This window comes from Lentzea pudingi (assembly GCF_014646255.1).
Lineage (GTDB): Bacteria > Actinomycetota > Actinomycetes > Mycobacteriales > Pseudonocardiaceae > Lentzea > Lentzea pudingi.
This window is the reverse complement of record NZ_BMNC01000004.1, coordinates 646621-669287: the sequence shown is the minus strand read 5'-3', so window position 1 is coordinate 669287 and position 22667 is coordinate 646621. Positions and strand designations below refer to the sequence as shown.

Annotated in this window: 20 protein-coding genes and 1 pseudogene; 13 read left to right on the top strand and 8 right to left on the bottom strand. The window is 70.0% G+C overall.

Annotated features, from left to right (window positions below):
- Nucleotides 1–5: 5 nt before the first annotated feature.
- Nucleotides 6–1295: an aminotransferase-like domain-containing protein gene (locus IEY88_RS18590; protein ID WP_189156090.1), complete on the top strand. Its 1290-nt coding sequence runs from the start codon at nt 6–8 to the stop codon at nt 1293–1295.
- On the opposite strand, the gene IEY88_RS18585 is transcribed toward IEY88_RS18590, so the two are convergent.
- Nucleotides 1284–2132, bottom strand: a complete 849-nt coding sequence (locus IEY88_RS18585) for an ATP-grasp domain-containing protein (RefSeq protein ID WP_189155990.1) — start codon at nt 2130–2132, stop codon at nt 1284–1286. The genes IEY88_RS18590 and IEY88_RS18585 overlap by 12 nt on opposite strands.
- Complete coding sequence (locus IEY88_RS18580; RefSeq protein WP_189155989.1) at nt 2129–2452, bottom strand: hypothetical protein; 324 nt, start codon at nt 2450–2452, stop codon at nt 2129–2131. Before IEY88_RS18580 ends, IEY88_RS18585 begins: the two co-directional genes overlap by 4 nt.
- On the opposite strand from IEY88_RS18580, the pseudogene IEY88_RS45525 reads away from it, so the two are divergent.
- A pseudogene (locus tag IEY88_RS45525) lies at nt 2369–4041 on the top strand (DUF885 domain-containing protein). The gene IEY88_RS18580 and the pseudogene IEY88_RS45525 sit on opposite strands and share 84 nt — an antisense overlap.
- A gap of 34 nt (nt 4042–4075) precedes the next feature.
- Here the strand turns inward: IEY88_RS45525 and IEY88_RS18570 are convergent.
- Entirely contained in the window at nt 4076–4864 is a 789-nt protein-coding gene (locus IEY88_RS18570; protein WP_189155988.1) for a glycoside hydrolase family protein, read from the bottom strand.
- 143 nt (nt 4865–5007) lie between these two features.
- Here IEY88_RS18570 and IEY88_RS18565 point away from each other — a divergent pair, with 143 nt between their 5' ends.
- Nucleotides 5008–5949: a quinone oxidoreductase family protein gene (locus IEY88_RS18565; protein ID WP_189155987.1), complete on the top strand. Its 942-nt coding sequence runs from the start codon at nt 5008–5010 to the stop codon at nt 5947–5949.
- A gap of 61 nt (nt 5950–6010) precedes the next feature.
- On the opposite strand, the gene IEY88_RS18560 is transcribed toward IEY88_RS18565, so the two are convergent.
- On the bottom strand, nt 6011–6544 hold the full coding sequence (locus tag IEY88_RS18560; RefSeq protein WP_189155986.1) for an FKBP-type peptidyl-prolyl cis-trans isomerase: 534 nt from the start codon (nt 6542–6544) through the stop codon (nt 6011–6013).
- Between the two features lie 330 nt (nt 6545–6874).
- On the opposite strand from IEY88_RS18560, the gene IEY88_RS18555 reads away from it, so the two are divergent.
- The 4 genes from IEY88_RS18555 to IEY88_RS18540 are packed head-to-tail and all read left to right on the top strand — an operon-like array spanning nt 6875 to nt 9567.
- A complete protein-coding gene (locus tag IEY88_RS18555; RefSeq protein ID WP_229693504.1) occupies nt 6875–7879 on the top strand; it encodes a hypothetical protein in 1005 nt (334 codons plus the stop codon).
- A 6-nt stretch (nt 7880–7885) separates the two neighbouring features.
- On the top strand, nt 7886–8533 hold the full coding sequence (locus IEY88_RS18550) for a hypothetical protein (protein WP_189155985.1): 648 nt from the start codon (nt 7886–7888) through the stop codon (nt 8531–8533).
- Between the two features lie 60 nt (nt 8534–8593).
- The gene (locus IEY88_RS18545; RefSeq protein ID WP_373294129.1) at nt 8594–9244 is read left to right on the top strand and encodes an HD domain-containing protein; all 651 of its coding nucleotides are present in this window, start codon (nt 8594–8596) and stop codon (nt 9242–9244) included.
- A complete protein-coding gene (locus IEY88_RS18540) occupies nt 9208–9567 on the top strand; it encodes a hypothetical protein (RefSeq protein WP_189155983.1) in 360 nt (119 codons plus the stop codon). The genes IEY88_RS18545 and IEY88_RS18540 overlap by 37 nt, the downstream gene beginning before the upstream one ends.
- Here the strand turns inward: IEY88_RS18540 and IEY88_RS18535 are convergent.
- Genes IEY88_RS18535 through IEY88_RS18525 form a run of 3 tightly spaced genes read right to left on the bottom strand, consistent with a single transcriptional unit; the run spans nt 9551 to nt 12829 of the window.
- Entirely contained in the window at nt 9551–9799 is a 249-nt protein-coding gene (locus tag IEY88_RS18535; RefSeq protein ID WP_189155982.1) for a three-helix bundle dimerization domain-containing protein, read from the bottom strand. The genes IEY88_RS18540 and IEY88_RS18535 overlap by 17 nt on opposite strands.
- A 32-nt stretch (nt 9800–9831) precedes the next feature.
- A complete protein-coding gene (locus tag IEY88_RS18530; protein WP_189155981.1) occupies nt 9832–11883 on the bottom strand; it encodes a hypothetical protein in 2052 nt (683 codons plus the stop codon).
- 22 nt (nt 11884–11905) lie between these two features.
- Nucleotides 11906–12829: a heme o synthase gene (locus IEY88_RS18525; protein WP_189155980.1), complete on the bottom strand. Its 924-nt coding sequence runs from the start codon at nt 12827–12829 to the stop codon at nt 11906–11908.
- 253 nt (nt 12830–13082) lie between these two features.
- Between IEY88_RS18525 and tkt the strand changes: the two genes are divergently transcribed.
- The 6 genes from tkt to pgl are packed head-to-tail and all read left to right on the top strand — an operon-like array spanning nt 13083 to nt 21215.
- Nucleotides 13083–15173 (top strand): transketolase, encoded by a 2091-nt coding sequence (tkt, locus tag IEY88_RS18520; protein WP_189155979.1) that lies wholly within the window; start codon nt 13083–13085, stop codon nt 15171–15173.
- Nucleotides 15170–16282 carry a transaldolase gene (gene tal, locus IEY88_RS18515; RefSeq protein ID WP_189155978.1) on the top strand — a complete coding sequence of 371 codons (1113 nt, stop codon included), beginning with the start codon at nt 15170–15172 and terminating at the stop codon, nt 16280–16282. The genes tkt and tal overlap by 4 nt, the downstream gene beginning before the upstream one ends.
- Nucleotides 16283–16307: 25 nt before the next feature.
- Nucleotides 16308–17894 carry a phosphoglucose isomerase-related protein gene (locus tag IEY88_RS18510; protein WP_229693503.1) on the top strand — a complete coding sequence of 529 codons (1587 nt, stop codon included), beginning with the start codon at nt 16308–16310 and terminating at the stop codon, nt 17892–17894.
- 50 nt (nt 17895–17944) lie between these two features.
- Nucleotides 17945–19432 (top strand): glucose-6-phosphate dehydrogenase, encoded by a 1488-nt coding sequence (zwf, locus tag IEY88_RS18505; protein ID WP_189156088.1) that lies wholly within the window; start codon nt 17945–17947, stop codon nt 19430–19432.
- Complete coding sequence (gene opcA / locus IEY88_RS18500; protein WP_189155976.1) at nt 19429–20439, top strand: glucose-6-phosphate dehydrogenase assembly protein OpcA; 1011 nt, start codon at nt 19429–19431, stop codon at nt 20437–20439. Before zwf ends, opcA begins: the two co-directional genes overlap by 4 nt.
- Complete coding sequence (gene pgl / locus IEY88_RS18495) at nt 20436–21215, top strand: 6-phosphogluconolactonase (protein WP_189155975.1); 780 nt, start codon at nt 20436–20438, stop codon at nt 21213–21215. The genes opcA and pgl overlap by 4 nt, the downstream gene beginning before the upstream one ends.
- A gap of 75 nt (nt 21216–21290) precedes the next feature.
- Here pgl and IEY88_RS18490 read toward each other — a convergent pair whose 3' ends face one another.
- A complete protein-coding gene (locus IEY88_RS18490) occupies nt 21291–22652 on the bottom strand; it encodes a hypothetical protein (protein WP_189155974.1) in 1362 nt (453 codons plus the stop codon).
- Between the last annotated feature and the right edge of the window lie 15 nt (nt 22653–22667).

Below are 22667 nucleotides of genomic sequence, written 5' to 3'. Positions count from 1 at the left end.
TGCTCGTGGAGGACTACCGGCGGATCGCCGACGCCGTGGCCGCGGACATCACGGCCGGGCGGCTGCGGCCTGGCGAACGGCTGCCGCCGCAACGCGCGTTCGCCCGGCGCCGGCGCATCGCCGCGTCGACCGCCGCCCGTGTGTACGGCGAGCTGGCGCGGCGCGGACTGACCGTCGGCGAGGTCGGCCGCGGCACGTTCGTGCGGGCCGGGGCGGCGGAACCCGCACTCGCCGATCCCGGTGGCGCGCCGGTCGACCTGCAGCTCAACTTCCCGGTCCTGCCAACGCAGTCCGCACTCCTGTCGGCGAGCCTCGCCACGATGCTGCGCCCGGACGTGCTGGCCGAGGCGTTGCAGGCGGGTGGCGTGACGGGCACGGCCGCAGCCCGCGCCGCGGTGACGGAGCTGCTGGCACGCGACGGATGGCGCCCGTCGCAGATCCTGTTCACCGGCAACGGGAAGCAGTCGCTGGCGGCGGTCATCGCGGCGCTCGTCCCGGTCGGCGGGCGGCTCGGCGTGGAGGCGCTGACCTATCCGGTGGTCCGCACGATCTGCGGCCGGCTCGGGGTCACCGCGGTCCCGCTGGAGATGGACGAGCACGGCGTGCTGCCGGACGCCCTGCGCGCGGCGGCGGTGCACGCGGTCTACCTCCAGCCCGTCCTGCACAACCCGCTCGGCGTCACGATGCCCGCGCACCGGCGGGCGGAAGTCGTTGCGGCGCTGGACGTGCCGCTGATCGAAGACGCCGTGTACACGTTCCTGGCCGACGAGCCTCCGCTGGCCGCACTGGCCCCGGACCGCACGGTGCTGGTCGACAGCCTGTCCAAGCGAATCGCACCGGGCCTGACGCTCGGGTTCGTCGTACCTCCGCCGGACCTCTTCGACGAGATCGCCACGGCCGTGCGCGGCGGCGGGTGGACGGCACCGCGGTTCGCCGTGGACGTTGCCGCACACCACATCGCGGACGGCACGGCGGCAGCGATCCAACTCGCCAAACGGGCGGACGCGGCGGCACGGCAGGCGATCGCCGCGGACCGGCTGGCGGGGTTCGCCGTGCGCGCAGATCCACGTGCCTACCACTGCTGGTGGGAGCTGCCACCGCCGTGGCGCGCCGACACGTTCGCCGCCGCGGCCGCCCGCGAGGGCATCGCAGTCACCCCGGCGGCGGCGTTCGCGGTCGGCGCGGCACCGAACGCCGTCCGGCTGGCACTGGCGTCCCCGCCACCGGACGTGCTGAGCACAGCCCTGGACGTGCTCGCGGGAATCGCCCGCGGCACGCCGGACTTAAGCCCCTGACGCGGCCGCCTGGATCGCCTTGCTGAACCGCTCCGCCGCCTCGCCGGTCGTGAGCCGGAAGCCGAGCGACGGCTCGGTCAGCTCCAGCTCGAGCAGCAGCGGTGCGCCGTCAGGACCTTCGACGACGTCCACGCGGGCGTAGAGGAAGTCGCTGCGCCGCAACGACAGCAGCTCGGCGGCCACGTCGAGGACCTGGTTCGCGAGGTCGACCTGGCGCGGGGACGGTTCGATGCTGCCCAGCCGCTCCTCGACGTAGAGGCCCGACTCGGCCTCGCCGAGCCCCTGCGCCAGCATCGGTCCCTTGTGGAACGAGTGGGAGTACTCGCCGGCGAAGAACACCAGCGCCGTCTCACCGTTTTCGTCCACACTGGACTGATACGGCTGCACCAAAGCCTTGACCCCGATGGCTTCGAGGTGCGCCCGTGCGGCAGCGTGGTCGGTGAACCGACCGGCACCGCGTGAGCCCGCGCCGACCGCCGGCTTCACCACGAACTCGCCGTCCGGGAAGTCCGGCTCCTGTCCGGGCTCCACCACCGCGGTCGGTACGACGGGGACGCCGCGCGAGGCGAGCTCGGCCATGTACGACTTGTCGATGTTCCAGCGGACCACCGGCAGCGGGTTCGCGAGCGCGGGCACGGTGGCGCACCACGCCAGGAACTCGTCCAGGTGCTCGGTGTAGTCCCAGGTGGCGCGCAGGACGACGAGATCGGCGTCCACCGGGCCGCCCCACGGCTGCCACGTGACGTCGACGCCGTCCCGGACCAGGGCGGCGACCAGCGACTCCTCGTCGCCGTCACCCTCGGGCAGGAGGTCGCACGAGACGAGCACGACCCTCATGACTGCATCTTGGCCATCTTGCGGCGGTGAGCCGGGCCGATCTTGGTGGCCGCGGTGGTCTCGCGGTCCCATTCGGCCTGCTCGACGTTGTCGGCGGCTTCGACGGCCTTGGTGGCGGACTCGACGTCCTTGGTCATCACGTCGCCCATGGCGCCGTCGGCGCCGACCAGCACGATCCGCGCGCCCGCCCGGCCGATCGGCTCCACGACGGCCCTGACCGCCGTGCCCGGCTTGCCGTGGGCCTTCACGAACTCCGCGATGCGCTTCTGAGTGGTTTGATCAGACACCCCCACACTGTAAAACCACCGGGTAACTTCCATCGGGTGACCACCGACACCCTCGCGTCGTTCCTCTCCTGGTACTTCGACCGCCACCCCGCGCACGCGGCCGGAGTCGGCTCGCTTCCGCACTACTCGACCTTCGGGGACTTCTCCGCGGCGGCGTTCGAGCAGCGGGCCAGGGAGAAGGAGGCGTGGCTGGCGGAGCTGGAGACGCTGCCGAGGTCGGTGGACCGCGATCTGGCGGTGTCGGTGCTGCGCGGGGCGTCGGCGATGGAGGCGTGGCCGGGCTGGCGGCGCGACCCGCACGAGTACTCCGGGATGATCTTCTTCGGGCTGCTGGGACCGTTCCTGCACGGGCTGCTGCCCGAGGCCGAGCTCGTCACGTCGACCGTCGCGAAGCTGCGCGAGGTGCCGTCGGTGCTCGCCGCCGCCGAGGCGAACCTCGACCCGTCGCTGGCGTCGTCGCTGGTCGTGCTGCGCACGCTCGGGCAGGTGCGGACGGGCCGGTCGTTCCTGCTGGACCAGCTGCCGCTGCAGGTGTCGTCGCCCGAGCTGCGCGCGACGCTGGCGGAGGCCGCCGGACCCGCCGCCGACGCGTTCGACCGGCACTCGGCGTTCCTCGAGGACCTGGCCGTGCGGGCGGGTGGCGACTGGCGGATGGGCGAGAAGCTCTACTCGACCGTGTTGCAGGACAAGGAGTGCTCGGCTACGGGGCGCCGGAGCTGCACCAGCGCGGCCAGGACGCCTACGCGGCGCTGGAGGCCGAGCTCGTCGAGCTGGCCGGGTCGCCGGACTGGCGCGCGGCGATGACGTCGTTGCAGGACGACCACCCGCCGACCATGGAGGCGATGCGCGCCGAGTACGAGGCGGAGACCTCACGGGCGCGCGCCGCGTTGATCGAGCACTCGCTCGTGACGATGCCGGAGGGCGAGGACTGCCGGGTCGTCGGGTCGCCGCCGTTCCAACGGGCTGTCATGTCGGTCGCGAGCTACCTCGGGCCGCCGCCGCTCACGTCGAAGCGCACCGGCTACTTCTTCGTGCCGTTCACTCCGGACGGCGCGTCCGACGAGCAGGTCACGCACCGCCTGCGCACCAACGCGCGGTCGCAGCTGCCGACGATCTCGGTGCACGAGGCCTACCCCGGCCACCACTGGCACTCGGCGTGGCTGGCCGCGCAGGGCCCGGCGCACCCGCTGCGCAAGGTGTTCCGGACCTCGTACTTCTCCGAGGGCTGGGCGCTGTACTCGGAGAAGCTGCTGCGGTCGGTCGGCTACTACACCACCAAGGGCGCGCTGATGGGTCATGTCGAGGCGCGGCTGTTCCGGGCGGCGCGGATGATCGTCGACACGGCGTTGCACTGCGGTGACATGACCCCCGCCGAGGCCGAGTCGTTCATGGTGGCGCGCACGGCACTCACGCCGGGCACCGCCACCGGTGAGGTGAAGCGGTACTGCGCGTGGCCGACGCAGGCGCCGTCGTACCTGACCGGGGCGCTGGAGATCGACCTGATCCGCGACGAGTACCTGGCGGCGGGCCTGGGGTCGCTCCGCGACTTCCACGACCGGATCGCGGGGTCCGGCGCGCTGCCGCTGGGCCTCGCGCGCCGGGTCGCCCTCGGGGAGGACTAAGCAGTGTGAGCCGGAACGTTGCCAGCTCACACCACTAAGCGACTTTGTAGGCGTTGCCCGCCGCCGTCAGCGCCGTGCCCGTGGAAAGTCCGGTGGGGCTGGTCCTCGTGGACAACGTGAACCACGAATACCGTTCCACAAAGGACAGACCGTCGAGCATCCTCGTCGACGCGGTGATGAACGCGGTCTGCTGTTGCTGGCTCGGGTAGACCGCACGGCCGGAACGCCAGTCGATCAGCGCGTACTCGGTGAGCCAGATCGGCTTCTTGTAACGGTTGTACACGTTGCGCAGGTACGACTCCAGATGTCCGGTGGCAGCAGCGGAGAAGTCCTGGCCGTACCAGTGGATCGGGATGAAGTCCACGCGGAGGTTGCGCGCCTTCGCCCCGGCCATGAAGCGGTCGAGCCAGCCGCCGGCGACGTCACCGCCGAACGCGACGCCCGGGGCGCCGAGCCTCAGGCCGGTGCTCTGCAGGCGCGGCCACAGGTCCAGGGCGCGTTCGACGGTCATGTCGGCCTGCCCGGCCATGTCGGGTTCGTTGAACCCCAGCAGTTGTGTGCCGTTGGCCTTGGCCCTGTTCAGTTCGGCGTCGGTGACGCTGGCCGCGCCCCAGATCATGGGGACGAACTCGGCGTTGCTCTGGATGCCCCGACGGTCCGAGGCCCAGGTGTAGTACCAGCGGGCGTCGAGGGCGGCCATGGCGGCGCCGGCCGGGCCTGGGTCGTCGGCCGCGTTCACGCCTTTCTTGGCCGAGGCGGCGTGGGATGGAAGCGCTCCCACCAGTAGCAGCAATGCGATCAGCAGCAGGGATGTCTTTCGCATGGACCGGTCTTACCAGTGCCGGGTGCCGCCTGTCACCGTGGGAACACCGACGGTAGCCGCACCGACTGGCTCCCACCCGCTGGAACGGGGAACATCGGGGTCGCGCCGCGGGTTGAGCGGGTTGAGTCGATCAAGGAGGACAGATGCCCAAGGCAGTGGTGGTGCGTTCGGCCGGTGGCCCCGAGGTGCTGGAGCACGCGGACGTGCCGCCGCCCGTGCCCGGTGACGGTGAGCTGCTGGTGAAGGTGGGCGCCGCGGGCGTCAACTACATCGACACGTACCAGCGCAGCGGCCAGTACCCGATCCCGCTGCCGACCACGCTGGGGCTCGAGGGCGCGGGCGAGGTCGTCGTGAGCAACTCCGCGGACTTCGCCGTCGGCGACAAGGTCGCGTGGATGGGCGTGCTGGGCAGCTACGCGTCCGAGGTCGTGGTGCCGGCCGCGTCGGCGGTGCGGGTGCCGGAGGGGCTGGACGTCGAACTGGCCGCGGCCGCGCTGCTGCAGGGCATCACCGCGCACTACCTGGTCCACTCGACGTACGTCGTGAAGGAAGGCGACCGGGTGCTGGTGCACGCGGCGGCCGGTGGCGTCGGGCTGCTGCTGACGCAGTGGGCGAAGTCGAAGGGCGCCACCGTCGTCGCGACGGTGTCGACCGACGAGAAGGAGGCGCTGGCCCGCGAGGCCGGAGCCGACCAGGTGCTGCGGTACGGCGACTTCGCGTCGCAGATCGAGAAGGTCGACGTCGTCTACGACGGGGTCGGCAAGGACACGTTCGACCAGTCGCTCGCGTCGCTGAAGCCGCGCGGGACGCTGGCGCTGTTCGGTGCCTCGTCCGGGCCGGTGCCGCCGGTGGACCCGCAGCGGCTCAACGCGGGCGGGTCGCTCTACCTGACGCGCCCGTCGACCGGGCACTACCTGCTCGACCGCGCGGAACTGGAGTGGCGGGCGGGCGAGCTGTTCTCGGCGATCGCGTCCGGGGAGCTGAACGTGCGCATCGGCGGGCGGTACAAGCTGGAGGAGGCGGCACAGGCGCACACGGACCTGCAGTCGCGTCGCACGACCGGCAAGCTGCTGCTCCTGCCCTGACGGGCGGAACGCGACGGCCCCCGAACCGGTACCGGTTCGGGGGCCGTTTCGCGTGCACGGGTCAGGCGGCGGGGGTGACCTTCACACCGTCGATCACGAACACGAGGGTCTCGTTCGGCTTGATGCCCTGACCGCCCTGGCCGTAGCCCTTGGCGGGCGGCACGATCAGCAGGCGGCGGCCCTTCTCCTTGAGGCCGACGATGCCCTCGTTCCAGCCGTCGATGACCGGCGCCTGGCCGACGTTCTCGACGTCGAACGGGGTGCCGCGCTGGAAGGAGCTGTCGAGCACCTTCTTGTCGGAGAACGTCGTGAGCTGGTAGTTGACCGTGGCCGTCGTGCCCGTCTTCACCTCGGCGCCGGTGCCGGGCACCAGGTCCTTGATGATGAGCTCGTCGGTGGGCTTGCAGCTCGGGATCTCGACCTTGGGCGCCGCGCCGAAGTCGCCGGTGACCTTGAAGTCGTCGGCCTTGCAGGGGTTCGTGGGCGCGGCGGCGGGGGTCGTACCGCCGGCCGAGGGCTGGGCCGAACCGGCGCACCCGGTGAGGCCGGTGGCCGCCGCGAGCGCCACGGAAGCGATGAGCAGGACGTTACGCATGGTGGGTGAGCGTATTCGGGCGGGTGTGAGCGGCGTGTAGCAACCCGCGCGGCCCTCCGGCCCATGCCACTCGGCATGGGTGCATGTGGGTGGGGTGGTCACCCTCATCCGACACGTTCGGGGGCGGCGGCGACGGGGCGTCACCGAAGTGCACGAGTGCGGGCCGACAACTGGGCCCAAGGGCGGTTATTCCGGTCGTGAATGTCGCACGAATAGCAGCTTCCTTATCTTTTGACCGACGCGTACAGTAACTCCGCGCACATGATCGGACACCGACCGCATTCGTCCGTTCGGGTAGCGACCAATCTGGTGATCCAGGAGGTGGGACACGTGTCCGCGGAGGCCGGAGGCATCCGCAGCAACCTGATCCAGGAGTTGTTCTGGACTCGGACCGGGTTGCTCCTCCTCATACTCGTCGTGACGTCGGGTGCGTCGCTGGCCATTTCCAGTCAAATGGATTCCGGGACAGCGAGAAACCTGCTGACGGCAGTGGGTACGGGCACGCTCATTTCGGCCGTGGTGAGCTTCACGCAAACGTTGATCACGTCGAAAGCGGCACAGAAGGCACTGCTCGCCCCGGTCATCGAGGAGAGCCGCAAGGCTCTCAAAGAGCTCACCGAGGAGTACCGCGCACTCGACCGCGAGTTCTTCCCCAGTCACGTGTTCGAACCGACGGCCAAGCCCGACCCGGTGTTCAACCAGCTCATGATGCAGGACCTGGAACGGACGCGGCTGTACTGCTTCCGCGGGTTCGCGGGCCGGTACGCGGCGGGAAGGGTGCTGCTCAGCCAGTCGGAGTGCGAGGTCAGGGCCGTGCTGGCCGATCCGCGCGACGACAACGCGATCAGCGGCCGGGCGCGGTACCTGTTGCGCAACGAGGGCGCGGACGGCGACTACGACGAGATCCGGGAACGGCTCAAGGAGCAGATCGGCATCGGGCTCGTCGGGCTCTACGCGGCCCGCAGCCGATGCACGAGAATCGACGTGACGATCGTTTCCGATCCGCCACTCGACCGGCTCGAGCTGTTCGACGACTCGGCGTGGCTCACGCTCTACAGCAACACCGCGGGAGTGCTCAGGCCGTATCCGCGCACGCTCAGGTTCACCGAGAGTTCGTTCCTTTACGCGATGGAACGCGCGGAGTTCCTGCGCATCAGCAATTCCAAGGCCGGTTACCACTTCGCCATCACGCCGGCGACCACTCGGAACGACTTCCTGGCGTTGTTCGAGAAGATCACCGGCGAACCGCTCACCACTGGCGGTTTCACGGAACTCGAAGGCAAGTTCCACGCATTCCGTCGCGAATTCTCCACGTCTGCTCAGTTGAGGAGCTGATCGATCTTGCTAGCCGAGTTCACCGGGTTGTCCGCGCTCGAGGAGCTCGCCGCCCGGGTGCAGCGCGCCGAATTCCCCGTCGTCGACCACTGGACCGACGTCGGCACGTGGTTCACCGACTGGGCGGCCCGGCCCGAGCTGCGCAAGGAGCTGCGCGCGCACATCGACGGCCTCACTCCCCAGGAGGCGACCTGGGTGATCGCGCACTCCCGCGAGACGACGACGCACTTCGCCTGGTGCCTGCGCGACGTCGCGGACGAACCGTTCACGTTCTGGCTGCACGAGTACAAACCGCTGGCCGACTGGCGGACCGGCTACGCCGACTCGGTGCACAACCACCGCTACCACTTCTGCACAACCATCCTGAGTGGCGCCTACCTGCACGAACGTTTCGACGCCCGGCTCGGCGCCGGCGGCCGCACCATCGTGGGCACGGAGCTCACGAACCGCACCCAGTGCACCGAGGGCGCCACCGGCACGTTGCTCGCGCACGAGTTCCACCGCATCCCGCGAGCAGCGGACGGAACGATGACGTTCCTGGTCAAGTCACGTGCCGTGAACCCGTGGAGCCTCAGCTACGACCCGGACACCGGTGTCAGCCATCGGCACGTGCCCGTCGAGGACCGGCTGGAGGATCTGACGAACCACCTGTGAAGCGCCCTGAGCCGGCCGCCACGCGCCTACCATCAGCCCACCTGGTCGGGAGGGCTGATGATGCGTACGCGCACAAGGATTCCGAGATCTGTCATAGCGGACGTGGAACAGCGCGTGAGGCGGCTGTGCGAGGACCTGGCCGCCAAGCTGCAGTTCCACGGTTGGCACCACGTGAGCTTCGTCCGCGACAAGTCCGTGCACTTCGCCGAACGCAACGGCGCCGCACGGGACGTGGTGGAGGTCGCGGCACTGGTGCACGACCTGAACTACATGGTCCGCCGCAACTCGCTGCCCACCGATGGCGCGGCGCTGCGGCGCAAGGTCCTCTTCGTCGCCGGTGTGTCGATGGGCGACATCGACTGGATCGAGCGGATCGTCATCGAGGCCGAGATGCGCACCCGCTCCCGGGACATCTCGCTGGAGGCGCAGGCCCTGTCCGACGCGGACACCCTGTTCAAGGCGCTGCCGGTCACGCCGGTCGTGCTGGCGCACAGGTACCTCCAGGAGAACGGCATCACCCTGCGCGAGCTCGCGTACAAGATCGTGGGCGAGCAGGTGGGCAAAGCCGACGAGGGCTACTACTTCTACGACGCGGAGGCCGCCGCGACCTACACCAAGTGGGCCGAGACGAACCTCCGGCTGTGGCAGTGCATCGTTGAGTCCCTCGACGACCCGTGCGTCGAGGACCTGCTGACCAAGGTGGCGTCCTGAGCACGTTCTTCATCACGAGCGGGGAGTCGGTCGCAGCCGGCGACTACGACCCGCGGGCTGCCGTCGTCGTGTGGCACGAGGTGTTCAACGAGGTGTGGACACCTCTGCCCGACGACAACGTTGTCGAGCTCCCCGAAGCCCTCGTGGCGCAGCTCGTCAAAGCCGATCCGGCACGCATGCACGACGTCGCGCTCTCGTGGGCACCTCTCGTGGACATGGACTTCCACGAGGCGTTCGCACACCTCGTGGAGCTGTCGACTCTTGCGCGCACGGCCGTGAGCCGCGCCGAGACCGTCTACCTGAAGGTCAGCGAGCGGGCGTGAGGCCCACCGTCTGCTGCAGGGGCATCGTCACGCCGACGGCGGTGAACGCGAGTTCGCGAGAAGCCCGACGCACGGTGAGCACGACGAGATGGGTGTGCACGGTCGAGGCGTGGCGCAGGTCGAGGTAGGCCTCGACAGCGGCGTCGGCGATCTGCGCGTCCTCCACGCGATCACCGAAGCGGCGAACCAGTTCTTCGATCGCCTGCCGCAGCTGGGCCTCCGAGTTCAGCATGCCCTGGTAAACGATCAGCCGAGGCCCGCGGTTCAGCGCATCCGCAGATCAGCACTTCCGTGCAACGAGTACGCGAGCCCCATCACGTTGCCGCGGCTGAGCATCTCCCACCGAACCTGCCGCAACGCCTCACCGGCGCCCACCCCGGCGGCCAGCCGTGCGAGCAGCATGCCCGTGACCCAGCCGGCCATGTCCTGCGGCACAGCCTCCTCAGGACAGACGACCGCCGACGCGCCGTGCTCGACGAACGACCGCACGAGCCCGACCATCGGTGTCGTCCCCACGACCAACGGCTTGCGCACGGGCCAATGCGGCTGCGGCCACACACCCTCGCGGTTCCACCGTGCGATCTCCTCTGCTTCGAGGAACCCCTCGCGGAAGTGCAGGTGCACGACGTCCATGGTCTCGTCCGCCAGCGCCCGTCCCAGCTCGGCGGGGCTGAGGTACGCCGACGTCACGGACTCCGGCGGCACCTGCGACATCAGCTCCGTCACGTGCCGCTCGGTCAGCCCGCGGTCCATCCCGGGATCGACCGCCATCGCCACCTCGAACGGCCACGCGCGTGGCAGGACCCGCGACACCAGCGGACCGACGGGGTGCTCCAGCACGCTCGACAGCCCCCAGAACCCGAAGGGGCACAACACGTTCCCGCTGTGGTCGTGCACCGGGCAGTGCGGCGGCACCTCTCCCCCGGCACCGAAGGGCCCGAACCGCCCGACCGACGCGCACAGCCGGTGCGGCCCGTCGGTGAACGGCAGGTCGTAGATCATCGGCCACCGCACCGGACCCGCCGCGACGGACGCCACCACCACCCCGGCGGGGCGTCCCGTCACGCGCGCGGCGTGCCGGAGCGCGGCAGCCGGGCCAGAACCGGACACCTGCGGGCCGAGACCGGCCGGGCCGGGGTCGCCACTCGCCGCGTGCCGGCCACCGGCCGGTTCACCCCCGCCGAACAACCGCGCGTACGCCGCCGCCCCCTGCCGCGCCAGGAACGCGAGATCCGTGCAGTAAGCCGGGAAGTCCTTGCCGTACCAGGGATCGAGCCCGGACATCGCCGGCAGCGACAGCGGCGGGCCGGCCAGGCTCACCCACGACGGCACGTCCCCCGCGGCGACCAGCGCCCGCTCACCGAACTCCAGCACCGACACCGCCCGCGCGGGCGGCAGGTCCGCGAACGTCCGCGACAGCTTCAGCCGCGGCAGAGCGCGAGGCTCCCCCGCACCGACCGGCAGCACGACCTGCTGCACGTGCACCGGCACCACCCCGTGGTAGACGACCAGCTCACCGGTCCACGGCACGGCGGCGTACGGCGTGGTGACCTCGAAGTTCACCCACGGGCTCGGTCCCTCGGCGGGCAGCATGAACGTCTCGGCCACCACCGGCCGCCCCGACATGCTCAGCACCGCCCGCAGCCTCAGGTCCTCCGCCAGCACGGGGCCGTCCCCGACCCGGACCCACACCTCGTAGCCGGCTCCGGGCCGCAACGCCCCGGCGATGCCCTGCGTGGCACCCGGCAGCGCGACCACGACCGACACGGGCCGGTCCGCGACGACCGGCGGCGCGGGCAGCGAGGTGTAGGTCATCCGGCCCCGCCGTTCCAGCTCGCGGAACTGCCAGAGGGCGTCCTCGACCCGTGTCTCGCCGGGGCCGGTCGGCGCGGCGAGCACCACGTGCGGCGCGCTCCACCCGATCACGACCGACGCGGTGTCCACACCGGACACCCACGCGTGCACGGCGGTGAAGAGGACGACCGGCCGGCCCAGTCCGCGCAGCGACGCGACCACCGGGGCCGAGTCCCACGAGCGCGTGTCGTGCAGCGCCACCACGTCGCCGGGCACGTCCGCGAGCGAGGGCAGCGCGGCGGCCGACGGGAAGTGACGCAGGTCGAGCACGGCGAACCGGAGCACGCGCACCTGCGTCGGGACGGCGGCAGCCGCGGCGGTGCCGACGGCCAGCCCCTGGCTGACCTGCGCCCACCCGCCCGGATCGGTGATCACGACGAGCGAACGAGCGGGCGTCAGGGCCGCGACGAAGTCCAGTGGTGAACCTTCACCACCGGTGACGGTGAACTCAACGGGCGCCACAGCCGTACGACTGGAAGTGCAGCTAGAACGGCCAGCCAAGCACCGGCAACCCGACCACGGCGTCCACGGCGAGACCGCAGAACACCAGCATCAGGTAGAGGTTCGACATGTGGAAGAACTTCATGGTGTTCGTGGATCCGCCGCGCCGGACGACGTTGTGCAACTTGTGCGCGAAGATGGCGAACCACAGGCCCGAAGCGGCCGCCACCGCCACGTAGAGCCAGGAGGTGACGGGGGCGAGGGCGAGCGTGCAGACGACGGTGATCCAGCTGTAGATCACGATCTGCCGCGTCACCTGCGCAGCTGTGGCCACCACGGGCAGCATCGGCACGCCTGCTCGGGCGTAGTCCTCCTTGAACTTCATCGCGAGGGCCCAGGTGTGGGGCGGCGTCCAGAAGAAGATGACGCCGAACATGACCAGGGCGGGCCACTCGACGGTGCCCGTCACCGCGCTCCAGCCGATGATCACCGGCATGCAGCCCGCCATGCCGCCCCAGATGATGTTCTGGGAGGTGCGGCGCTTGAGGACCAGCGTGTAGACGAAGATGTAGAAGAGGATCGTCGCCACCGCGAACACGGCCGACATCAGGTTGATGAAGATCAGGAAGAAGGCGAACGAGACGATTCCGAGCACGACGCCGAAGATCAGGGCGTTGCGCGGCGGAATGGCGTTGTGCGCGAGCGGGCGGGCCGCCGTCCGCTTCATGACCGAGTCGATGTCGGCGTCGATGAAGCAGTTGAGGGCGTTTGCCGACCCCGCCGCGAGGGTACCGCCCGTGAGAGTGCAAGCGATCAGCCACAACGGCGGCAGGCCGTGCTGGGCGAGGAGCATCGCGGGGATCGTGGTGATCAGCAGGAGCTCGATGACCCGCGGCTTGGTGAGTGCCACATAGGCGCCAACTACCTGGCGAGGCGTCCGGTTGGGAGCCTCGAGGACGGCACTCATCGCGTGAACGCTCCTCGTGTTGCAAGTGGTGGGAAATCCAGCGACTGATGGTAACTGCGGGAAGAATTCACAGCCCGTTCGGGTGCTGGTGTGCCCCGCCACACATGTGCCTGGGACCTTTCAGAGCACCTTCTGAAACTTCCAGGACTAGGCTGGCCGGAGGACGTGGGAGAGACGCGGGTCAGGCTCTTCGGGATCGATTCCGAAGAGTCGTCGGACCCGCCCTAGCGACAAAGTTTGGAGCTGTAAGTCCGTGACCGTCACCGACGACATCGCCCGGCTCACCAAGGCCGATCTGCCTGACGACTGGACCGACCTCGACAAGCGCGCCGTGGACACCGCGCGCGTGCTCGCGGCGGACGCCGTGCAGAACGTCGGCAACGGCCATCCCGGCACGGCGATGAGTCTCGCACCGCTCGCGTACACGTTGTTCCAGCGCATCATGCGGCACGACCCCGCGGACGCGGACTGGATCGGCCGCGACCGGTTCGTGCTCTCCGCGGGGCACTCCAGCCTGACGCTGTACGTCCAGCTGTTCCTGTCGGGCTACGGCCTGGAGCTCGACGACCTCAAGCACCTGCGCAAGTGGGGCTCGAAGACGCCGGGTCACCCGGAGCACGGCCACACCAGGGGCGTCGAGATCACCACCGGCCCGCTGGGTTCCGGTCTCGCCTCCGCGGTCGGCATGGCGATGGCCGCCCGCCGCGAGCGCGGCCTGTTCGACCCCGGTGCCGCGCCGGGCCAGAGCCCGTTCGACCACCACGTCTACGTGATCGCCTCCGACGGTGACATCGAGGAGGGCGTCACCTCCGAGGCCTCGTCGCTCGCGGGCACGCAGCAGCTGGGCAACCTGGTCGTCTTCTACGACGACAACAAGATCTCCATCGAGGACGACACGACGATCGCGCTGTCCGAGGACACCGCGGCGCGCTACGAGGCCTACGGCTGGCACGTCCAGGTCGTCGAGTCCGGCGAGAACGTCAAGGGCATCCTCGAGGCCGTCGAGAAGGCCAAGGCCGTCACCGACAAGCCGTCGTTCATCCTGCTGCGCACGATCATCGGCTTCCCGGCGCCGAACAAGCAGAACACCGGTGCCGCGCACGGTGCCGCGCTGGGCGTCGACGAGGTCAAGGCCACCAAGGAGATCCTCGGCTTCGACCCCGAGCAGCAGTTCGAGGTCGCCGACGAGGTCCTGACCCACGCCCGCGAGGTCGTCAAGCGCGGCGAGCACGCCAAGGCCGAGTGGCAGAAGTCCTTCGACGCGTGGGCCTCGGCCAACGCGGGGAACAAGGCGCTGCTGGACCGCCTCGTCGCCCGTGAGCTGCCCGAGGGCTGGGACGCCGACCTCCCCGTGTACGAGGCAGGCGGCAAGGAGGTCCCGACCCGCAAGGCCTCCGGTGAGGTCATCAACGCGCTGGCGAAGCACCTGCCCGAGCTGTGGGGCGGTTCCGCCGACCTGGCCGAGTCGAACCTGACCACGATCAAGGGCGCGAAGTCCTTCGGTCCCGCGGAGATCTCCACGAGCATGTGGAGCGCCGACCCGTACGGCCGCGTGCTGCACTTCGGTGTCCGCGAGAACGCCATGGGCATGATCCTCAACGGCATCGCGCTGCACGGCCCGACCCGCCCGTTCGGCGGCACGTTCCTCGTGTTCTCCGACTACATGCGTCCCGCGGTGCGCCTGGCCGCGATCATGAAGGCCGCCGTCACGTACGTGTGGACGCACGACTCCATCGGCCTGGGCGAGGACGGCCCGACGCACCAGCCGATCGAGCACCTCGCCGCCCTGCGCGCGATCCCGGACTTCGCCGTCGTCCGTCCCGGCGACGCGAACGAGACGGCGTACGCGTGGAAGGCCGTCATCGAGCAGACCGGCCCGGTGGGCCTCGCGCTCTCCCGCCAGAACCTGCCGATCCTGGAGGGCACCTCCGCCGAGGGCGTCAAGCGCGGTGGTTACGTGCTCTTCGGTGACGACAACCCCGAGGTTGTGATCATCGGCACGGGCTCGGAGCTGCAGATGGCTGCCGAGGCCGGAAAGGTTCTGCAGGGCGAGGGCGTTGCAGTGCGTGTGGTGTCCATGCCGTCGCTCGACTGGTTCGAGGCTCAGGACGCGGAGTACCGCGAGTCGGTCATCCCGTCCGCGGTGAAGGCCCGTGTCGCGGTCGAGGCCGGCATCGCGCAGCCGTGGTACCGCCACGTCGGCGACAACGGCGAGATCGTGTCGATCGAGCACTTCGGTGCCTCGGCCGACTACCAGGTCCTGTTCAAGGAGTTCGGTTTCACGACCGAGAACGTCGCCGCCGCAGCGCGTCGTTCCCTTGACCGAGTGAGGGGTAACAAGTGAGCAAGCCGAATCTCGGCGCCCTGTCCGGCGCCGGAGTTTCCATCTGGCTCGACGACCTGTCCCGGGAGCGGCTCACGAGCGGCAACCTCGACGAGCTGATCCGCGACTGGAACGTCGTCGGTGTCACGACGAACCCGACGATCTTCGCGAGCGCCCTGTCGAAGGGCGAGTCCTACGACGAGCAGGTGCGTGAGCTGTCGTCGCGCGGTGCCGACGTCGAGGCGACCATCCGCGAGGTCACGACGACCGACGTGCGCAACGCGTGCGACAAGTTCCGCGACATCTACAACTCGACCGGTGGTGTGGACGGCCGCGTCTCCATCGAGGTCGACCCGCGCATGGCGTTCGACTCGGACAAGACCGTCGCCGAGGCGCAGGACCTGTGGAAGACAGTCGACAGGCCGAACCTGCTGGTGAAGATCCCGGCGACCGAGGCGGGCATCCCCGCGATCACCAAGGTGATCGCCGAGGGCATCTCCGTCAACGTCACGCTGATCTTCTCGGTGGAGCGGTACGAGAAGGTCATGGAGGCCTACGTCGCGGGCCTCGAGCAGGCGAAGGCGAACGGCCACGACCTGCGCTCGATCCACTCGGTCGCCTCCTTCTTCGTGTCGCGTGTGGACACCGAGATCGACAAGCGCCTCGACAAGATCGGCACCGACGAGGCGACCGCGCTCAAGGGCAAGGCCGCTCTCGCCAACGCGTGGATCGCCTACGGAGCGTTCGAGAAGACGTTCCAGGGCGAGCGCTGGGAGGCTCTCGAGGCGGACGGCGCGCACGCGCAGCGTCCGCTGTGGGCGTCGACCGGTGTGAAGGACCCGAGCTACTCCCCCACCCTCTACGTCGACCAGCTCGTCGTGAACGACGTCGTGAACACGATGCCGGAGAAGACGCTGCGGGCCGTCGCCGACGGCGGCGAGATCACCGGAGACACGGTCACCGGTCGCGCCGCTGAGGGCCAGGAAGTGTTCGACCGGCTCGCCGCCGTGGGAATCGACCTCCAGGACGTGTTCGTCGCGCTGGAGACCGAGGGCGTCGAGAAGTTCGAGAAGTCCTGGGAAGAGTTGCTCGAGACGGTGAAGAACCAACTGGCTCAACTGAAGGGCTGATCACCAAGTGACCTCCGTCGAAATCGTGAGGTCACCGAACGCCGACCAGGTCAGCACGATCGCTGCTGACCTGGTCGCGGATTCGGTGCCGAGCAAGCTGACCGCGCAGGACCCGACCCTGTGGGGTCCGGAAGCCGAGTCCGAGGCGGGCATCCGCCTCTCGTGGACGACGTTGCACGAGACGTCGCGAGCCCTGCTCCCCGATCTCGTGGCCCTGCGCGAGGAACTGCACGCCGAGGGCGTCGACCGCGTCGTGCTCGCCGGGATGGGCGGCTCGTCGCTGGCCCCCGAGGTGATCACGCGGACCGCGGGCGTGCCGCTGGTCGTGCTGGACACCACCGATCCCGCCCAGGTCGCCGACGCTCTCGCCGGTGACCTCGAGCGCACGGTGATCGTGGTGTCGTCCAAGTCCGGCGGGACTGTCGAGACCGACAGCCACCGGCGCATCTTCGAGAAGGCCTTCACCGACGCGGGCATCGACGCCGCGTCGCGCATCGTGGTCGTCACCGACCCCGGCTCGCCGCTGCAGAAGGCGTCCGAGGAGGCGGGGTACCGCAAGGTGTTCCTCGCCGACCCGAACGTCGGTGGCCGGTACTCGGCGCTGACGGCGTTCGGCCTGGTGCCGTCCTACCTGGCGGGTGCGAACGTCGAGGAACTGCTCGACGACGCGGCCGAGGTCGCGAAGCTCGTGTCGGAGGACTCCGCCGAGAACCCCGCGGTCGTTCTCGCCGCGATCTTCGGTGCCGCGCACGCGCACGGTGCCGAGAAGGTCGTCTTCGCCGACACCGGCTCCGGCATCAAGGGCTTCGGCGACTGGGCCGAGCAGCTCATCGCCGAGTCGACCGGCAAGAACGGCACCGGCCTGCTGCCGGTCGTCGTCGAGGGTCCGGGTGCCGAGGGCTTCGTGAACGCACGTTCGGACGCCACGACCGTCGCCATCGGACCGGCCACCGGTTCGGCGAGCGTCGCGGTCGAGGGCAAGCTCGGCGCGCAGTTCCTGCTGTGGGAGTACGCGACCGCGCTCGTCGGCCGGGTGCTCGGCATCAACCCGTTCGACCAGCCCGACGTCGAGGCCGCGAAGAAGGCCTCCCGCGCGCTGCTCGACGCGCCGGCCGTCGCCGCGACGATTCCGTCCTTCGTGGACGGTCCGGTGCAGGGCCACGGCACGGACTGGGCGCCGCGCAAGGTCAACACCGTCGCGGAAGCGCTGGCGGCGATCGTTGAAGTGGCGCCCGAGCACGGCTACATCTCCGTTCAGGCGTACTTGGACAGGATCGACGACGCGTCGTTCGAGCTGCTCCGTGCGGAGATCGCGAAGAGGACGCACCTGCAGACCACGTTCGGCTGGGGTCCGCGCTTCCTGCACTCGACCGGCCAGTACCACAAGGGCGGTCACCAGAACGGCGTGTTCATCCAGATCACCGGCGAGTCCGGTGACGACCTGGAGGTGCCCGGCCGTCCCTACACGCTGGCGCAGCTGCAGCTCGCGCAGGCGCTCGGTGACGGTCAGGTCCTGGCCGAACACGGTCGCCCGGTGCTGCGCCTGCACCTCGAGGACCGCATCGCCGGACTGGCCCAGCTCGTCGAGGCAGTCCAGGAGGACGGCTCGTGACCACATCCGCCAAGTGGCACAACCCGCTGCGGGACGCGCGCGACAAGCGCATGCCCCGCATCGCGGGTCCGAGCGCGCTGGTCATCTTCGGTGTCACCGGTGACCTGTCGCGCAAGAAGCTCATGCCGGCGATCTACGACCTCGCGAACCGGGGTCTGCTGCCGCCGGGCTTCGGTCTCGTCGGGTTCGCCCGCCGCGACTGGGCCGACCAGGACTTCATGAAGGTCGTCCACGACGCCGTCAAGGAGCACGCGCGCACGCCGTTCAACGAGGCCGTGTGGGCTCAGCTCGCCGAAGGCATCCGGTTCGTGCAGGGCACGTTCGACGACGACGCGTCGTTCGACAACCTCGCGTCGTGTCTCGCTGCTCTGGACGCCGAGCGCGGCACGGGCGGCAATCACGCGTTCTACCTGTCGATTCCGCCGGGCGCGTTCCCGACGGTGGTCAACCAGCTCAAGCGCGCGGGTCTCGCCCAGACGGCACCCGACCAGTGGCGCCGTGTCGTCATCGAGAAGCCGTTCGGCCACGACCTGAAGTCGGCCAAGGAGCTCAACCGCACGGTCAACGAGGTCTTCCCCGAGGAGTCGGTGTTCCGCATCGACCACTACCTCGGCAAGGAGACCGTGCAGAACATCCTGGCGCTGCGGTTCGCGAACCAGCTGTACGAACCCATCTGGAACTCGAACTACGTCGACCACGTGCAGATCACCATGGCCGAGGACATCGGTCTCGGTGGCCGCGCCGGGTACTACGACGGCATCGGCGCGACGCGCGACGTCATCCAGAACCACCTGCTGCAGCTGCTCGCGCTGATCGCGATGGAGGAGCCCGTCTCCTTCAAGCCGTCGGACCTGCGGGCGGAGAAGGTGAAGATCCTCTCGGCGACGCGTCCCGCGGAGCCGTTCGAGGAGACGACCGCGCGCGGCCAGTACACCGGTGGCTGGCAGGGCGGTCAGAAGGTCCCGGGCCTGCTGGAGGAGGGCGGTTTCTCGCCCGAGTCGAAGACCGAGACGTTCGGCGCGATCACCTGCGAGGTCAACACCCGCCGCTGGGCCGGGGTGCCGTTCTACCTGCGCACCGGCAAGCGCCTGGGCCGCCGTGTCACCGAGGTGGCCGTCGTGTTCAAGCGGGCGCCGCACCTGCCGTTCGACGACACCGCGACCGAGGAGCTCGGTCAGAACGCCCTGGTGGTCCGGGTTCAGCCGGACGAGGGCGTGACGATCCGGTTCGGGTCGAAGGTGCCGGGCAACACGATGGAGGTCCGCGACGTCACGATGGACTTCGGTTACGGCCACTCGTTCACCGAGTCGTCGCCGGAGGCCTACGAGCGGCTGCTGCTCGACGTGCTGCTCGGTGAGCCGTCGCTGTTCCCGAAGAACGACGAGGTCGAGCTCTCCTGGGAGATCCTCGACCCGGTGCTGGAGTTCTGGGCGCGCAAGGACGAGCCGGCTCTGGAGAAGTACAAGGCTGGGACCTGGGGTCCGCCCTCGGCGGACGCGATGACCGCCAGGACCGGAAGGCACTGGAGGCGTCCGTGATCATCGACCTGCCCTCGACCACCACCTCCCAGATCAACTCGCGGCTGGTCCGGCTGCGGGACGAAGGCGGTGCGACGACCCTGGGTCGCGTGCTGACCCTCGTCATCGTGACCGAGGACGGCCAGCGCACCGATGCCGCGATCGACGCGGCGAACGACGCTTCGCGCGAACACCCGTGTCGCGTGATCGTCGTGGCCCGCGGTGCTCGTCAGGCGGCTCCCCGCCTGGACGCGCAGATCCGCGTCGGTGGCGACGCGGGTGCCTCCGAGGTCGTTGTTCTTCGTCTGTACGGAGAACTGGCCAAGGAGGGCGCCTCGTGCGTCATGCCGCTGCTGCTGCCGGACACCCCGGTCGTGGCGTGGTGGCCGTTCGACGCGCCCGTGTCGCCTTCGAAGGACCCGATCGGTCAGCTCGCGCAGCGTCGCATCACCGACGCCGCGGCCGAGAAGAACCCGATCAAGGCCCTGGAGTCCCGGCGGGCGCACTACGCGCCGGGTGACACGGACCTGGCGTGGACGCGGCTGACGCTGTGGCGCGCCATGCTCGCGTCCTCTTTGGACCTCCCACCGTACGAGAAGGTCGTGGACGCCGAGGTGACCGGTGAGGCCGACTCGCCGTCCACGGACCTGCTCGCCGCGTGGCTGACGGACCGGCTGAAGGTGCCCGCCAAGCGCTTCAAGGCGACGTCGGGTGAAGGCATCGTGGAGGTCCGGCTCGGCCGTCCCTCCGGCGCCGTCGACCTGCTGCGGCCGGACGGCAAGGTCGGCACGCTGACCCAGCCCGGCCAGCCGTCGCGGCGGGTCGCGCTGCAGCGTCGTTCGGTGCGCGACTGCCTCGCCGAGGAACTCCGCAGGCTCGACCCGGACGAGGTCTACGCGGCGGCGCTCAAGTCGCTCGCGAAGGTCGTGAAGGGCCGCGCGCACACGGCGAAGGACGAGGCACCCGCCGCCGCGGAGGCGACCAACGGTTCCGCTCCCAAGAAGTCGAAGGCGAAGGCTGGTTCGTGAGCAACCCGCAAGTGGTGGTCCACCGCGACGGCGACCTCCTGGCCGCCGCCGCGGCGGCCCGCCTGGTGACCCGCATCGTCGACGCCCAGGCAGCGCGCGGCTCCGCGTCCGTCGTGCTGACGGGCGGCCGCACCGGTACCGCGGTGCTGGAACACCTGAACCGCAACGCCGCGCGGGACGCGGTGGACTGGTCGCGGGTGGACCTGTTCTGGGGCGACGAGCGGTTCCTGCCCTCGGGGCACGCCGAGCGCAACGAGACCCAGGCACGGGCCGCGCTGCTGGACCACGTTTCGGTGGACCCGTCGCGGGTGCACGTGATGGAGCCTTCGGACGGCAAGTTCGGCGACGACCCGGAGGCCGCGGCGGCGGAGTACGCGTCACTGCTGGCTTCTCTCGCGCGGCCGGAGGACCACGGCGACGTGCCCTCGTTCGACGTCTGCATGCTGGGCGTCGGCGAGGAGGGGCACGTGGCCTCGGTGTTCCCCGACTCCCCTGCGGTGCACGAGAAGGAGCGTTCGGTCGTGGCCGTGCGCAACTGCCCGAAGCCGCCGCCGACGCGCGTGTCGCTGACGCTGGCGTCGGTGCGGTCCGCGCAGGAGGTCTGGCTGATGACGACCGGCGAGGCCAAGGCCGCCGCCGTGGCGATGGCACTGGACGGTGCCGGCGAGGTGCAACTGCCCGCCGCCGGCGCTCGTGGCCGCCGCCGCACGTTGTGGTTGCTGGACTCGGCGGCCGCTTCGGCGGTCCCGGCGTTGTTCAAGCCACCACTGGCTTGAGCTCTCCGGCCCCCAGGCTTCGGCCTGGGGGCCTTTTCGTTGCGCAGCCTGCTGATCCCGCTGCGCGCACGAGCTTCACCAGGTGGCGGAGCTGACCAGTTCCTCCATCACCCGCAGCGGCAACGACGGGTTCGCCGCCGCGGCACCCGCCGTGAACTCGATTCCCAGCAACTCCAGGATCGTCCCCACCGGCAGGTGCGGATGAGCAGCCGCGAGGTGCCGAGCACGGGCATCTTCCAAGCACAACACCAAAGTCTCACCCCGAACGGCAGCGTGCCCGGCGACCGCCCGGCACACCTCGCCCTCCGAACCGGCCCGCAAAGCCATGTGGTGCAACAACTCCGGCGGGCACAACGGGCTCCGCGCCACCGCGGCGAACACCGGCACCCCGTGCCGCGACACCAGCTCCCACAGCTGGGCAGCGGTCGCCCGCGGAGCGGCCGCGGCAGCCACACCGTGATCAGCGTCGGTCACGAGACGCGCGAACAGCTCCGCGGGCAGATCGGCGCGCAAGGCCACCATCAACCGCACCTGCGCCACCGGCGACGCGGCCAGTTCCCGGAGTTCCACCGCGGAGGCGGAAGCGATGCGGGGCACCGGGTCGGGGCCGATGCGCGCGGCCGGGGCCAGGTCGGTCAGGAGGTCCAGCGGGATCGACGGGTTGCGCAGGACCGCGGGACGCAACGCGCGGGTGCCGGAGAGCTGGCGCAGGACCGGGACCGGGACGGCCGGGTTCGCGGCCAGCTGCGACAGGATGCCCGGTTCGAGTTCCGAGGCGAGCTGTTCGTAGACGCTCGAAGGCAGGTCGGTGCGTCCGGCCAGGAAGTAGCGGGAGGCGTGGTGCGGCAGCAGGTCTGCTGCGACCGCAGCAGGAGTCGCGGGGTTGTCGGCCAGTTCGCGGGCCAGCTCCCCCTGGTCGAGCGACGCCAGCACCGAGGCGGGCGTGTGCGGGCTGGAGGCCAGTGCTCGGCGCACGCCGGGGTCCGGGTGGCGGCTCACCGTCGACGCCAGCGGCAGGGGCAACTCGTGGAACAGCACCAGTTCGGCGACGACTGATGGGGACGGGTCGCGGGCCAGCAGTGCGATCACGTCCTTGGGTAGCGAACACGCCCACTCCGGGAGTTTTGCCCGAATGGACGGGTCCGGGTGGAACGCGAGGGCGCGGGCCAGTGCGGGATCCGAGTCGGCGTGTCCGGTCAGGACCAGGGCCACCGATTCGTTCGCGATCGGTACGTCGTCCGGATGGACCAACTTCTTTTCCAGCAGTGTGTGCACGGCCGACGAGTCGCCGTGAGCGAGCAACGCGCGCACGTGGTGCGGAGCCAGATCGTTTCGATCCGCGAGGACCGTGGCGAGCTCGGCAGACGTGACCAGGCGGTCGAGCAGGAAACCCGGCAGCGCGGGGTTCGACGCCAGGCCCTCCAGTACAGCGTTCACCAATCTCCCTGGTAA

Coding starts and splice junctions, on each gene's coding strand:
- IEY88_RS18570 (WP_189155988.1), bottom strand. CDS start 4,864: ATGCGAAAGACATCCCTGCTGCTGATCGCATTGCTGCTACTGGTGGGA.
- zwf (WP_189156088.1), top strand. CDS start 17,945: ATGCCCCGCATCGCGGGTCCGAGCGCGCTGGTCATCTTCGGTGTCACC.
- IEY88_RS18565 (WP_189155987.1), top strand. CDS start 5,008: ATGCCCAAGGCAGTGGTGGTGCGTTCGGCCGGTGGCCCCGAGGTGCTG.
- IEY88_RS18580 (WP_189155989.1), bottom strand. CDS start 2,452: ATGGAAGTTACCCGGTGGTTTTACAGTGTGGGGGTGTCTGATCAAACC.
- IEY88_RS18535 (WP_189155982.1), bottom strand. CDS start 9,799: ATGCTGAACTCGGAGGCCCAGCTGCGGCAGGCGATCGAAGAACTGGTT.
- IEY88_RS18545 (WP_373294129.1), top strand. CDS start 8,594: ATGCGTACGCGCACAAGGATTCCGAGATCTGTCATAGCGGACGTGGAA.
- IEY88_RS18525 (WP_189155980.1), bottom strand. CDS start 12,829: ATGAGTGCCGTCCTCGAGGCTCCCAACCGGACGCCTCGCCAGGTAGTT.
- IEY88_RS18585 (WP_189155990.1), bottom strand. CDS start 2,132: ATGAGGGTCGTGCTCGTCTCGTGCGACCTCCTGCCCGAGGGTGACGGC.
- IEY88_RS18560 (WP_189155986.1), bottom strand. CDS start 6,544: ATGCGTAACGTCCTGCTCATCGCTTCCGTGGCGCTCGCGGCGGCCACC.